Raw genomic sequence first — 12,878 nt, 5'->3', positions numbered from 1 at the left:
GTCGCGTCAAGAACCCTGCGTGATGGGGACCTAGAAAGTATGGTGTCGCTGATGGCCCGGTATCGGGGCACGGCAAGCTCACGCGGCTGCGCAGCGACAGCGCTCACATGGGGGCAAACGCCCCGCATGTCAAGCATTTACGTCGCCCCCCTCCCGCCGGAGGCCGAACATGCCGACGAATCGCTGCGCCGCAGCGGCATCGCCACGCACACTCACCCGCCCGTTTTCCTCCAGCTCCGCCAGCGACAGCCGCCCGTAGACGGCCGAGGCCATCCCGTTCCCGTTGCCCTTCAACACGAAGGGCGCCTCCGGCCGTTCCACCGCCCGCGTCACTACATTGCCGTCCACAACCCGCATTTCGAACGCCTCGTTGCCGAAATCGAACCCGGCCACGGCCGCCCCGGCCTCTTCGGGCAACAGGTTCACCCCCATAGAGATCATCAGCGCCGTCGGGCTGATGAACCGGCTGGGGTCATGCCCCGGCACCATCAGCGCCCAGCGGCACAGCGCCTCCAGCACCGGCAACAACCCGTGCCCGGCCTCCGTCAGGCTGTAGATCCCCAGCCGCGTGTCATGCGCCACCACCCCGGCCTCGACCAGCTGCCCCAGCCGCCCGGTCAGCACGCTCGCCGTGATCCCCGGCAGCCCGGCCCGGATCATCTGGAACCGCTTCGGCGCGAACACCAGCTCGCGCACCACCAGCAGCGCCCAGCGATCCCCGATCAGGTTCAGCGCATGGGCGGCAAGACAGCCTTCGTCATAGCGAAGGCGGGGGGTTTTCGCCTGTTCAGTCATGTTTCCATACTAACAGTTGTTTTTTCATACTGCAAGTGTCACGCTAGGTCAGCGGGCCCGATTCGGACCGCCCCGTTCAGGACAAAGGAAAACGCGAGATGACCTATTACACCGCCTCCGTCGCGGCCGTGCCCACCGCCAACAAGCAGGCCTATATCGACCACTGCGCCGAGGCATGGACCCTGTTCAAACCCCACGGCGCCCTTCGCATGATCGAAACCTGGGGCGCCGACGTGCCCAAGGGCATGAACACCGACTTCCACGATGCGGTGCAGGCGAAAGAGGATGAGACCGTCGTCTTCGCCTGGATCGAATGGCCCGACAAGGCGGCCGCGGAAGCCGGCTGGGAAAAGATCATGTCCGACCCGGCCATGGCCAGCATGTCGGAGATGCCCTTCGACGGCAGCCGGATGATCTATGGCGGCTTCGAACCCGTCTACGAACGCGGCAAGCTCACCGATGCCGGCTATTACCAGGGCTTCGTCCTCGCCGTGCCGGAAAAGAACCGCCAGGCCTATGCCGAGATGGCCGATGAAGGCTGGCAGATGTTCGAACAGTTCGGCGCCACCGGCATGGTCGAGAACTGGGGCGATTTCGTTCCCGAGGGCAAGGTGACCGACTTCTTCCGCGCCACCAAGGCCGAGAAGGGGGAAATGCCGCTCTTCAGCTGGATCACCTGGCCCGATCGCGCCACCTGCGACGCCGCCACCAAGAAGATGCAGGAGCAGATGTCGGATTTCGACATGTCGAAAATGCCCTTCGACGCCTCGCGCATGATGTATGCCGGGTTCGAGCCGCTCTTCGATTCCGCAGAAATCGCGAGGGCGGCATGACACTGACACTCTACACCCTCGACTGGGTCCCCGACTTCCCCCGCGGCTTCGTCCGCGACCTCCGCATCCGCTGGGCGCTGGAGGAGATCGGCCGCCCCTATGACACCGCCACCGTGCCCTCGCACCCGAAAACCGAGGCGCACCTGGCGATGCAGCCCTTCGGCCAGGTGCCCATCATCAAGGACGGCGACCTGATCCTCTTCGAATCCGGCGCCATCCTTCAGCACGTGACCCAGGGCAGCGCGCTCTTCCCCGACGACAGGCGCGCCGAGATCACGCAATGGCTCTTCGCCGCCCTGAACACGCTCGAGATGGCGACGATGCACTGGCAGGTCATGCTGCTGGCGCAGAAGTTCCCCGATTTCTTCGGCCCGCCCCCGGCTGGCGAAGTCATCGACCACGCCTTCGCCTTCGCGAAAACCCGGCTCGACGCCTTCGAAAGGCGGATGGCCGACCGGGAGTGGATCGCCGGCGAGTTCAGCATCGCCGACATCGCCACGATCGACACCCTGCGCAACGTCGCGTCCGAAGACGGGCTCGCCGAGCACAAGGCGCTCACCGCCTATGTCGACCGCGCCACCGACCGGCCCGCCTTCAAGCGCGCCCTGCGCGATCACATGGCCCACTGGCAGGCCGCCGACGCGGCCCGCGAAACCGAAACCGCCTGACCGCCGGAGGAGCCGATGCAATGACCACCACTCCGAAGAACTCCGTCTGCCTGTGGTACACCGACGATGCCGAGGAGGCCGCGAATTTCTACGCCGCGACCTTCCCGGACAGCAAGGTCACGGGCGTCCACCGCGCGCCCTCCGACTATCCAGGCGGCAAGAAGGGCAACGTCATCACCGTCACTTTCATGGTCATGGGCATCCCCTGCCTCGGCCTCAACGGCGGCGAGATGTTCACCCATTCCGAAGCGTTCTCCTTCCAGATCGCCACCGACGACCAGGAGGAAACCGACCGCTACTGGAACGCCATCGTCGGCAATGGCGGGCAGGAATCGCAATGCGGCTGGTGCAAGGACAAGTGGGGCATCTCCTGGCAGATCACCCCGCGCGTCCTGACCGACGCGCTCGCCGCCGGCGGGGAAGAGGCCAGCCGCGCCTTCCAGGCGATGATGCCGATGAAGAAGATCGACGTCGCCACCATCGAGGCCGCCCGCCGCGGCTGACCTCACGGCACATTGCCCGGGGCCCCGGCCCCGGGCATCGCAATCAACAGGACACTCCCCGATGAAACGCTTATCCCGGGCCGCCGCCCTGCCGCTCGCCCTCGTCACGCTTGCCGCCCCCGCACGGGCAGACATCGCCACCGTCGACGGGCACGACATCCATTACGAGGTTCACGGCGAACTCACCCCCGACCCCGTGCCTGTGCTCATGCTTCACGGCGGCATGATGAGCTTCGAGGCCAGCTACGGCGCCATGCTGCCCGCGCTGACCGAAACCCACACGGTGATCGGCGTCGAACAGCAGGGCCACGGCCACACGCCCCTGCACGACGGCCCCCTCACGGCCGAGACCATGCGCCGCGACACGCTGGGCGTGCTCGACGCGCTCTCGGTCGACCGGGTTCACGTGGTGGGCTTCTCCGCCGGCGGCATGCTGGCGCTGGAACTTGCCGTGAACGCCCCCGAGCGCGTCGCCTCGGTCGTCGCCATCTCCACCGCGTCACAGCCCTCGGGCTTCATGCCCGGCATGATCGAAATGCAGAAGGATCCGAACTACCAGCCCTCTCCGGACGTGCTGGCCCTCATGCCCAGCGAAGCGGATTTCGCCGACATGGCGGCCGAGATCGCGGCCAAGAACCCCGGCGGCGCCGAAACCGTGCCGCAGACCATGCAGAAGATGACCGCCTTCATCACCTCCGACTGGGGCTGGCCCGACGACCGCATCGCCGGCATCGCCGTGCCGGTGCTCGTGGTCAATGGCGATACCGATTTCATCCTGCCCGAGCACGCGCTCCACCTCTTCCGCACGATCCCCGGGGCACAGCTCGCGATCCTGCCGGACACGACGCACATGACGATCCTCGAACAGCCCGCGCTGCTCCCGATGATCGAGGCCTTCCTCGATACCCCCGCCCCCGCCGGCAACTGATCACCCCCCGCGAGGCCGGCCGAAAGGCCGGACGAGCACCGCGCCCGCACCGCGCCCGCACCGCGCCCGCACCGACGCAATACCGACAAAATACCGACGTTATACCGACGTTGGTTTTTCGGCCCTCAGCCCAGCTTCCGAACCGGCTCGTGACAGGGGCAGGTAACCAGGTGATCGTTCACCATCCCCACCGCCTGCATGAAGGCATAAACGATCGTCGGCCCGCAGAACTTGAAGCCTCTTTTCTTCAAATCCTTTGAAATTGCTCGCGAAATTTCCGTCTCGGTCGGCACCTCCGCAAGGCTCTCGAACCGGTTCTGGATCGGCCGCCCGCCGACATGGGCCCAAAGGTACGTATCGAACCCCTGCTCCGCCTCGATCTCCTGCCACACACGGGCATTGGCAATCGTCGCCTCGATCTTCCCCCGGTGCCGGATGATCCCCGGATCGGCCAGGCAGCGCTGCACCTCCGCCTCGCCCCAGCCGGCAATCACATTCGGATCAAACCCCTGAAAAGCCGCGCGAAAATTGTCGCGCTTGCGCAGGATGGTGATCCAGCTCAGCCCCGCCTGAAACCCGTCGAGGATCAGCTTCTCCCAAAGCGCCCGGCTGTCCCATTCGGGCACGCCCCACTCGGTGTCGTGATAGGCCTCGTAAAGCGGGTCATTGCCCACCCAGCCGCATCTTTCGCCCATCACTGCCCTCCCCGACCGGCCCGGTTGCTCAAATTCGCGCTTTAAGCCTTCCTTAGCGGCTGCGCCCCACCCTGTGAAGCGGGTGCAATCAGGAGCGCGCACATGGGGCAAGACCCGAATCTCTGGGCCGATATTCCGGCCGGGCATGACAGCCCGCTGAACTTCGCCGTGACCAGCCGAGACCGGTCGGTTATCGAAATGGTAACCGACGCGGTCCAGAACGATCGCGCGATGCTGGCCAACCAGGCCATCGTGCCCGCCGGCGCGCCGAACAAGCCCGCCTTTTACGAAGGATTAATCCGGGTGATGGACAGCACCGGCCGGATCATTCCCGCCTGCGACTTCATCGCCGAGATCGAGACGACCGAAACCGGCCGCATCATCGACTGCATCGCGCTGGAACAGGGGCTGAAAGCGATGCACGACTATCCCGACCTGCGGCTCGCCATCAACATGTCGGCCCGCTCGATCGGCTATCCGCGCTGGCTGCGGACCCTGCGCAAGGGCCTGCGCGCCGACCCCACCGCGGGCGAACGCCTGATCCTCGAGATCACCGAAAGCTCGGCCATCGTCGTGCCCGAGCTGGTGGTCAATTTCATGACCGAGATGCAGGCCGAAAGCGTCAGCTTCGCGCTCGACGATTTCGGTTCGGGCTACACCTCCTTCCGCTATCTCAAGCAGTTCTACTTCGACATCCTCAAGATCGACGGCCAGTTCATCCGCGGCATCGCCCGCGACCCCGACAACCAGGTCCTGACTGGCGCGCTCATGTCCGTCGCCGAACAGTTCGACATGGTCTGCATCGCCGAAAGCGTCGAAACCGCCGAGGATGCGGCCTTCCTCCAGAACATCGGCATGGACTGCCTGCAGGGCTACTTCTTCGGCGCCCCCACTGTCCGCCCGCCCTGGGATACCGAGACCGGCGAGAGCGCCACCGCCTGACATCCGACTGTGACAATCCAACCGTTGCCGGGCCCCAAGCCATGCGGTATCACCCCAGCCAAGGCGGGGGAGTCCGCACAGGCACCCATGGCGGGCGCCGGGACGCCTCCGGTCACGCAGTCACCTGGTGGAGGAAGACATGACCAACGTAGTTATCGCATCCGCGGCACGCACCGCCGTCGGCTCGTTCAGCGGCGCTTTTGCCAACACCCCGGCCCATGACCTCGGCACCGCCGTGCTCGAAGCCATCGTCGAACGTGCGGGCATCGACAAGGCCGAAGTCTCCGAAACCATCCTCGGCCAGGTGCTCACCGCCGCCCAGGGCCAGAACCCGGCCCGCCAGGCCCATGTCAACGCCGGCCTGCCCATCGAAAGCGCCGCCTGGGGCATCAACCAGGTCTGCGGCTCGGGCCTGCGCGCCGTGGCCCTCGGCGCCCAGCACATCCAGCTCGGCGATGCCAGCATCATCGCCGCCGGCGGCCAGGAAAACATGACCCTCTCGCCCCACGCCGCCCACCTGCGCGCCGGGCACAAGATGGGCGACGTGAAATACATCGACACGATGATCCGCGACGGCCTCTGGGACGCCTTCAACGGCTACCACATGGGCCAGACCGCCGAGAACGTCGCCAACCAGTGGCAGATCACCCGCGAGATGCAGGACGAATTCGCCGTCGCCTCGCAGAACAAGGCCGAAGCCGCCCAGAACGCCGGCAAGTTCCAGGACGAAATCACCCCCTTCACGGTCACCACGCGCAAGGGCGACATCGTGGTCGACAAGGATGAATACATCCGCCACGGCGCCACCATGGAGGCCATGCAGAAACTGCGCCCGGCCTTCACGAAAGACGGCTCCGTCACCGCCGCCAACGCCTCGGGCATCAATGACGGCGCCGCCGCCGTCCTGCTGATGAGCGCCGACGACGCCGAGAAGCGCGGCATCGAACCGCTCGCGCGCATCGCCTCCTACGCCACCGCCGGGCTCGACCCGTCGATCATGGGCGTGGGCCCGATCAGCGCCAGCCGCAAGGCGCTGGAGAAAGCCGGCTGGAGCGTCGATGACCTCGACCTCGTCGAAGCCAACGAAGCCTTCGCCGCCCAGGCCTGTGCCGTGAACAAGGACATGGGCTGGGACCCGTCGATCGTAAACGTCAACGGCGGCGCCATCGCCATCGGCCACCCGATCGGCGCCTCGGGCTGCCGCGTGCTCAACACCTTGCTCTTCGAGATGAAGCGCCGCGACGCCAAGAAGGGGCTCGCCACGCTCTGCATCGGCGGCGGCATGGGCGTCGCCATGTGCGTCGAACGCGACTGACCGGAGATCGGCAGGATGGGGCGCCCTCGGGCGCCCTTTTCATTTGCCCTTGCACCTGCCGCCGATCTTTGAGCAACATTATTGCGCGAACAAAACCCGAAAGGTAACAGCGTTACCGACAGCGAAGACAAGACTGGAGGAGAACCATGGCAAGAACTGCACTCGTGACCGGCGGCAGCCGCGGCATCGGCGAGGCGATTTCCAAAGCGCTGAAGGCCGAAGGCTACAACGTCGCCGCCACCTATGCCGGCAATGACGAAAAGGCCGCCGCCTTCACCGAGGCCACCGGCATCAAGACCTACAAGTGGAACGTGGCCGATTACGAGGCCAGCAAGGCCGGCATCGCCAAGGTCGAGGAAGAGCTCGGCCCGATCGACATCGTCGTCGCCAATGCCGGCATCACCCGTGACGCGCCCTTCCACAAGATGAGCCCCGAGCAATGGCAGGAGGTGATCGACACCAACCTGACCGGCGTGTTCAACACGGTTCACCCGGTCTGGCCCGGCATGCGCGAACGCAAGTTCGGCCGCGTCATCGTTATCAGTTCGATCAACGGTCAGAAGGGCCAGTTCGCACAGGTCAACTATGCCGCCACCAAGGCAGGCGATATCGGCATCGTTCGCAGCCTGGCCCAGGAAGGCGCACGCGCCGGCATCACCGCCAACGCCGTCTGCCCCGGCTACATCGCCACCGAGATGGTGATGGCCGTGCCGGAGAAGGTGCGCGAATCGATCGTCGCCCAGATTCCCGCCGGCCGCCTCGGCGAGCCGGAAGAGATCGCCCGCTGCGTGACCTTCCTCGCCTCCGACGACGCGCAGTTCATCAACGGCTCGACGATCTCGGCCAACGGTGCCCAGTTCTTCGGCTGATCCTCTGCCGACATGCCACCAGCAACATCGGGGCCGGCCCCTTTCCGTTTCGTGGTGGTGTTTCGTGAGGTTTGGCGGCGCACAAAACGCTCGCTCGTCGCGTCGATGCGCGACTGGCTATCTGTTGGATCAGGCCCGTGAATTCACGCCATGACGGCTGTCATCAACCTCGGCAATTCAGGGGCGGAAGACGTCGTTCAGGCGTCTTCCGACAGGCGTGCGATCTCTTCCTTGAGGCGCAGTTTCTGTTTCTTGAGTTCGGCGATTTCGAAGTCGGACGCGCCCGGTGAGCGCTGCACTTCTTCTACCCGGTCGGAGAGGGTTTGATGTTTCTTCTTCAGTTCCTCGACATGTGAACTCAAGCTCATTGGCGTCTCCTCTCGTTGCTAATGTGCGTTATGCACGTATTCAGTGCATCACAGATTTATGACTCTGTCACGCTGCGCGCGCAGCATCGGCGAAACTATGCGATTCAAATGCTGTTAAAATGAGCCGGAAAACGGCAATGCCTGCCCGTGCCGCAGCACCGAGGCCGTCGCCGCGGTATAGTTTTCACGGTCTCCCGGATGCGCTCCCCCCTCGTGCAGAATCCAGCCGTCATGCAGGCGAAACTCCGCACGCCCGCCCTTACGCGACCGGATCAGCACCAGCCTCGCATCGCGCCCCCGGCGCGGGATGAGCGGCAAAAGCTCGATACTCCCGAGATGCCGCGCGACCTCGGTCAGCAGCTCCGGCAGCCGCTCGGCCCGGTGGATCAGGCTGACATGCCCGCCCGGCGCACAACGCCGGGCCGCCTGTTTCACCCATTCGGCCAACGGCGTCCGCTCGCCCATCGCCGTCTCGCGCCCGGCATCGGTGGCGGGCGTGCCGGCGGCGCGGTCGAAATAGGGCGGGTTGGCGATGACGTGATCGAATTGTTGCTGGCGCAGCATCCGGGGCATGTCCGACAGGTCGCCCTCGTGCACCTCGAACAGCAGCGCATTCTCGGCCGCGTTGTGAACGGCAAGCTCGGCATAATCGGGCTGAAGTTCCAGCCCCACCAGCCGCATCCCCGGAACCCGGCGACCAAGGCACAGCGCCGCGACGCCCACGCCACAGCCCAGGTCGAGAACGCTGTGGCCCGGCTGCGCGGGCACAGCCGCCGCCAGCAACACCGCGTCGATCCCCGCGCGGTAGCCCAGCCTGGGCTGGACGATCCGCAACGTCCCCCCGAGAAAATCGTTGGTGGTCACGTCCCCGTCGACCGGCTCAGCCCCCGTCATCAACCTCGATCCCGTTGTCGGTCAGGGTGCGCACCGCGTCCTCGTAATCGGAATCCGCCACCATGATCCGCCGCGGAAATATCCCGATCGACCCTTCGAGCACGCTCATATTTACGTCCATTTCAAAGCAGTCTATACCCTCGCCCTGAAGCAGCGCCTTGGCAAAGGCGATCGAGGCCGGGTCGTTGGTGCGCAAAAGCTGTTTCATGGCCAAGAGATAAGGCGAGGGGGCACGGTTTGTCGAGCCGTGTGACGGTGAGTTGAATGGGACTGGATCACGCCTCTACCAAACCACACGAGGAACTCGCGCGGCATCTCGCGGGGCGGCTCGAGGCGGTCAACACCCTGATCCGCGACCGCATGGCCTCGCGCCACGCGCCCCGCATTCCGGAGGTCACGGCGCACCTGGTCGAGGCGGGCGGCAAGCGCCTGCGTCCCATGCTGACGCTGGCGACGGCCGACATGTGCGGGTATGACGGCGATTTCGACGTCAACCTCGCCGCAACGGTCGAATTCATCCACACCGCCACCCTGCTACATGATGACGTGGTCGACGAAAGCCAGCAGCGCCGCGGCCGCCCCACGGCGAACCTGCTGTGGGACAACAAGTCAAGCGTGCTGGTGGGTGACTACCTGTTCGCGCGGGCGTTCCAGCTCATGGTCGAGACCGGCAACCTGCGGGTGCTCGACATCCTGTCGAACGCCGCGGCCACCATTGCCGAGGGCGAGGTGCTGCAACTCAGCGCTGCCCGCGACCTCAAGACCGATGAAGACATCTACCTCCAGGTGGTGCGCGGCAAGACGGCGGCCCTGTTTTCGGCCGCGACCGAGGTCGGCGGCGTGATCTCGAACGCCGGCGAAGACCGGATCAGGGCGCTCTACGATTACGGCGACGCGCTCGGCATCGCCTTCCAGATCGCCGACGACCTGCTCGACTACCAGGGCGACGCCAAGGCCACCGGCAAGAATGTCGGTGACGATTTCCGCGAGCGCAAGCTGACCCTGCCGGTGATCAAGGCCGTGGCGGGTGCCACGGACGAGGAGCGCGCCTTCTGGAACCGCACCATCGAGAAGGGCGACCAGCGCGACGGCGACCTCGAGGAGGCGCTCGACATTCTCGGCCGCCACGACGCGCTCGACCGCACCCGCGACGACGCGCTTGCCTGGGCCGAACGGGCCAAGGCGGCGATGGGCAAACTGCCGGAACACGAGGTACGGCGGATGCTGATCGAACTGGCGGATTACGTGGTCGCGCGGCTGACCTGAGCGGTCAGCCGAACAGGTTGGGCGCGTTCAGCCGCGTCGCCCGCACCCACCACGAGGGAAAGCTCTCCTGCAACCGGCCCGCCGCCGATCCTGCGGTTTCCGCGTCCTTGTAGATGCCGAAACAGGTTCCGCCAGAGCCGGACATGCGCGCAAGCTGACAGCCCGGCGTCCGCTCCAGCGTCTCGAACACCTGTTGGATCACCGGCTCGGCCTCGATCGCCGGCTCCTGCAGGTCGTTCCGCATCCCGCGCAGCCACTCGATCAGCTCCGCCGAGGTCTCGAACGCCGGAATCTCCTCGGGCATCGGCCGGTTGACCTTGTGCTTCAATCGCTTGAACACCTCCGCCGTCAGCACCGGCAGGCGCGGGTTCACCAGCACCGCGTCGAGCGGCGGCAGGTTCGGCACCGGCGTCACCGTGTCGCCGATCCCCGTCACCCGCGCGGCCTCGGATTGCAGGCACAACGGAACGTCGGCCCCCAGCTCGATCCCGTCGCCCGGGACCGGCTGGCCGGAAAACCCCGACAGCACCCGCAGCGTGGCCGCCGCATCGCCCGACCCGCCGCCAAGCCCCGCGGCATTCGGCAGGTGCTTTTCCAGAACGATATCAGCGTTGATCCGCATCATCCGCGCCGCCCGCAGCACGAGGTTGGTCTCGTCTTCGGGCACGCCTTCCGCCATCGGCCCCTCGACCGTCAGCTTGTAGTCGCCCGGCATGGTAATGGTCATGCGGTCGCCGATATCGGCGAACATCGCGAGCGAATCGAGCGTGTGGAACCCGTCGTCGCGCTGGCCCGTCACGTGCAATGTCAGGTTGACCTTTGCCGGAACAAAGGCCTCAACCACCGTCATCGACGATCTCCAGCGGCGGCGAGCCCTCTTCCTCGAGCACCACGTCCAGCCCCACCTCGAGCTTGCGGCGGATGCGGTCGGGCTTGATATCGGGCGAGGGTTTCTCCTGATCGACGAAGGACAGGGCGCGCTTCCATTGGAATTCCGCCTCGTTCTTGCGCCCCACGGCCCACAGAACGTCACCCAGGTGATCGTTCACCACGGGGTCCACCGGCATCAGTTCGGCAGCGCGCTCCATGTGTTCCACGGCCTCCTCGTAGCGGCCCAGCCGGTAGAGGACCCAGCCCAGGCTGTCGACGATATAGCCGCTGTTCGGCTGCTTGGCGACGGCACGCTCGATCATGTCCAGCGCCTCGTCCAGCTTGATCTGCTTCTCCACCAGCGAGTAGCCGAGATAGTTCAGCACCTGCGGCTGTTCCGGGTTCAGTTCCAGCGCCCGGCGGAAATCGGATTCCGCCTTCTCCCACTCGCCCAGCCGCTCGTAGCATATGGCCCGCGCGTAATGCACGAACCACTGCTCCTCGGCATCCTCGGAATACCGGTCGAGCGCCCGCTCATAGGCCGACGCCGCCGCACCGAACCGTTCGAGCTGGCGGTAAAGATCGCCGGCCGACACATGCACGGCCGGCAACTCCGGGTGGGATTCCGAAAGCTGTTCCAGCACCTCGACCGCCGCATCCGTCCGGTCGGCCCGGCGCAGCGCCTCGGCGCGGCCCATCTCGGCCGCGGTGAAGGAGGGATGATCGCGCGGCACCGACTTGTAGGTATCCGTGGCCAACTGATAGCGGCCCAGCGACTCGAACAGCTCGGCCGTCATCATCACGGAATCGATGTGCTCGGGGTTGAGATACTCGGCAATCCGCGAATAGAGCAGGACGTAATCCTCGCTCGTGTCGGAAATCAGCGCCCGGCCCAGCGAAAAGAACACTTCGGCCACGCCGTCCTCTGCGCCCGAAATGAGCGAGAAGGGCACCCGCTCGTCCGCCACCAGCATCTCGCGAAGCTGGGCAATCTCGGGGTCCAGATCGGCGCCGAACGCATCATCCACCAGCGCCACCGCCTCCTCGTTGCGTTCAAGCTGGCTGAGGATTTCCGCCCAGGCGATCGTGCCCCGGCGGGTGCGCTGCATCGGGCCGTCGGACTTGCCGGCGAAAATCTGCTCGGCGGCCTCGAAATCGCCGACCGAAGCCAGCGCCAGCGCCTTGTGGTAGATGGCGAAACTGCGCAGGCCCTTCTCTTCGGCCACCGCATCGAACTGCTCGAGCGCGGCGCTCATGTCGCCCTTGCCAAGCTGGGCCCACGCCGCGATCAGCCCGTCGGCCAGCGACCCGATCCCGTGATCCCGTTCGAACCGGTCCAGCAGGTCGTCATATGCCCCGCGCTTCACCTCGTCGGCCACCAGCACCATGAAGGCGACCTGGCTCAGCAGCTCGTCATCCTCGATCTTTCGGGAAATCGGGATGGCCTGGTCGAAATGACCCAGCGAAACATGCGCCACCACGGCGCTTTCCAGGATGGCGGGGTTCGACTGATCTTCGGCCAGCGCCTTGGTGAAATACTCGGCGGCGGCCTTGTAATCGTTGTCGAGGCTGGCCTGACGGGCGGCAAGGTACGAGCCGACCGCCTCGTCGGCCGAGGCGACCTGTGCGCCCGCCGGCAAAAGGGCGACTGCGAGTGCGAGAACCGAGAGCGTTGTGCGTGTCACGGGGTTGCCTGCCTTCCATATCTCCTGTCGCCGCTCAAGGTAGACTGCCGGCCCGGCCAAGGCAATCCGGGGCAGGCGGTTTGCCGCGCCCCGGCCGATCACGATTTTAAAGCGTTTCGATTTTAACCTGCGACATATCCGGCAGCCTTGAAGAAGTTCCAACATTCGTTGGGTGAGAACATATCGCAGATGTCTCCGAGGACTTCGAAGAGGTCTGTAAAGGTTCTGGCGCCGATCCTGCGCAGGT

15 protein-coding genes and 1 pseudogene are annotated in these 12,878 nt (G+C 65.6%); 8 read left to right on the top strand and 8 right to left on the bottom strand.

The features are described 5' to 3' along the window. Positions 1-129: 129 nt before the first annotated feature. Positions 130-795, bottom strand: coding sequence for a winged helix-turn-helix transcriptional regulator (locus tag RLN94_RS00080; protein WP_350130256.1), 666 nt, complete (start codon positions 793-795; stop codon positions 130-132). A gap of 98 nt (positions 796-893) precedes the next feature. On the opposite strand from RLN94_RS00080, the gene RLN94_RS00075 reads away from it, so the two are divergent. From RLN94_RS00075 to RLN94_RS00060, 4 genes are all read left to right on the top strand, one after another. Beyond that, complete coding sequence (locus RLN94_RS00075) at positions 894-1,628, top strand: DUF1428 domain-containing protein (protein ID WP_350130254.1); 735 nt, start codon at positions 894-896, stop codon at positions 1,626-1,628. Then, positions 1,625-2,296, top strand: coding sequence for a glutathione S-transferase family protein (locus RLN94_RS00070; protein WP_350130252.1), 672 nt, complete (start codon positions 1,625-1,627; stop codon positions 2,294-2,296). Before RLN94_RS00075 ends, RLN94_RS00070 begins: the two co-directional genes overlap by 4 nt. 20 nt (positions 2,297-2,316) lie before the next feature. Next, positions 2,317-2,799: a VOC family protein gene (locus RLN94_RS00065; protein ID WP_350130250.1), complete on the top strand. Its 483-nt coding sequence runs from the start codon at positions 2,317-2,319 to the stop codon at positions 2,797-2,799. 61 nt (positions 2,800-2,860) lie between these two features. Then, positions 2,861-3,727 carry an alpha/beta fold hydrolase gene (locus RLN94_RS00060; protein WP_350130248.1) on the top strand — a complete coding sequence of 289 codons (867 nt, stop codon included), beginning with the start codon at positions 2,861-2,863 and terminating at the stop codon, positions 3,725-3,727. A 125-nt stretch (positions 3,728-3,852) separates the two neighbouring features. Here RLN94_RS00060 and RLN94_RS00055 read toward each other — a convergent pair whose 3' ends face one another. Further along, positions 3,853-4,422: a DNA-3-methyladenine glycosylase I gene (locus RLN94_RS00055; RefSeq protein ID WP_350130246.1), complete on the bottom strand. Its 570-nt coding sequence runs from the start codon at positions 4,420-4,422 to the stop codon at positions 3,853-3,855. Positions 4,423-4,524: 102 nt separating this feature from the next. On the opposite strand from RLN94_RS00055, the gene RLN94_RS00050 reads away from it, so the two are divergent. From RLN94_RS00050 to phbB, 3 genes are all read left to right on the top strand, one after another. Beyond that, positions 4,525-5,364, top strand: coding sequence for an EAL domain-containing protein (locus RLN94_RS00050; RefSeq protein ID WP_350130243.1), 840 nt, complete (start codon positions 4,525-4,527; stop codon positions 5,362-5,364). 139 nt (positions 5,365-5,503) lie between these two features. After that, the gene (locus RLN94_RS00045) at positions 5,504-6,679 is read left to right on the top strand and encodes an acetyl-CoA C-acetyltransferase (protein ID WP_350130241.1); all 1,176 of its coding nucleotides are present in this window, start codon (positions 5,504-5,506) and stop codon (positions 6,677-6,679) included. 146 nt (positions 6,680-6,825) lie between these two features. Continuing rightward, positions 6,826-7,548, top strand: a complete 723-nt coding sequence (gene phbB, locus RLN94_RS00040; RefSeq protein WP_350130239.1) for an acetoacetyl-CoA reductase — start codon at positions 6,826-6,828, stop codon at positions 7,546-7,548. A 197-nt stretch (positions 7,549-7,745) separates the two neighbouring features. Here phbB and RLN94_RS00035 read toward each other — a convergent pair whose 3' ends face one another. The 3 genes from RLN94_RS00035 to RLN94_RS00025 all read right to left on the bottom strand — a co-directional run bounded on the left by RLN94_RS00035 (position 7,746) and on the right by RLN94_RS00025 (position 9,018). Continuing rightward, the gene (locus tag RLN94_RS00035) at positions 7,746-7,916 is read right to left on the bottom strand and encodes a YdcH family protein (protein WP_350130237.1); all 171 of its coding nucleotides are present in this window, start codon (positions 7,914-7,916) and stop codon (positions 7,746-7,748) included. A gap of 114 nt (positions 7,917-8,030) precedes the next feature. Continuing rightward, positions 8,031-8,810 (bottom strand): tRNA1(Val) (adenine(37)-N6)-methyltransferase, encoded by a 780-nt coding sequence (locus tag RLN94_RS00030; protein WP_350130235.1) that lies wholly within the window; start codon positions 8,808-8,810, stop codon positions 8,031-8,033. Then, positions 8,797-9,018: a putative signal transducing protein gene (locus tag RLN94_RS00025; RefSeq protein WP_350130233.1), complete on the bottom strand. Its 222-nt coding sequence runs from the start codon at positions 9,016-9,018 to the stop codon at positions 8,797-8,799. Before RLN94_RS00025 ends, RLN94_RS00030 begins: the two co-directional genes overlap by 14 nt. Positions 9,019-9,074: 56 nt before the next feature. Between RLN94_RS00025 and RLN94_RS00020 the strand changes: the two genes are divergently transcribed. Next, the gene (locus tag RLN94_RS00020; RefSeq protein WP_350130231.1) at positions 9,075-10,076 is read left to right on the top strand and encodes a polyprenyl synthetase family protein; all 1,002 of its coding nucleotides are present in this window, start codon (positions 9,075-9,077) and stop codon (positions 10,074-10,076) included. 4 nt (positions 10,077-10,080) lie between these two features. Here RLN94_RS00020 and RLN94_RS00015 read toward each other — a convergent pair whose 3' ends face one another. The 3 genes and pseudogenes from RLN94_RS00015 to RLN94_RS00005 form a co-directional block, all read right to left on the bottom strand. Continuing rightward, on the bottom strand, positions 10,081-10,926 hold the full coding sequence (locus RLN94_RS00015; protein ID WP_350130229.1) for a 4-(cytidine 5'-diphospho)-2-C-methyl-D-erythritol kinase: 846 nt from the start codon (positions 10,924-10,926) through the stop codon (positions 10,081-10,083). Continuing rightward, entirely contained in the window at positions 10,913-12,631 is a 1,719-nt protein-coding gene (locus tag RLN94_RS00010; RefSeq protein ID WP_350130227.1) for a tetratricopeptide repeat protein, read from the bottom strand. Before RLN94_RS00010 ends, RLN94_RS00015 begins: the two co-directional genes overlap by 14 nt. 122 nt (positions 12,632-12,753) lie before the next feature. After that, positions 12,754-12,878 (bottom strand): annotated as a pseudogene (locus RLN94_RS00005) (IS630-like element ISSpo6 family transposase); the annotation flags it as partial.

The organism is Roseovarius sp. (assembly GCF_040223625.1).
Lineage (GTDB): Bacteria > Pseudomonadota > Alphaproteobacteria > Rhodobacterales > Rhodobacteraceae > Roseovarius.
Note: the sequence above shows the minus strand (reverse complement) of the source record. Positions and strands in the feature narration are given on the sequence as shown.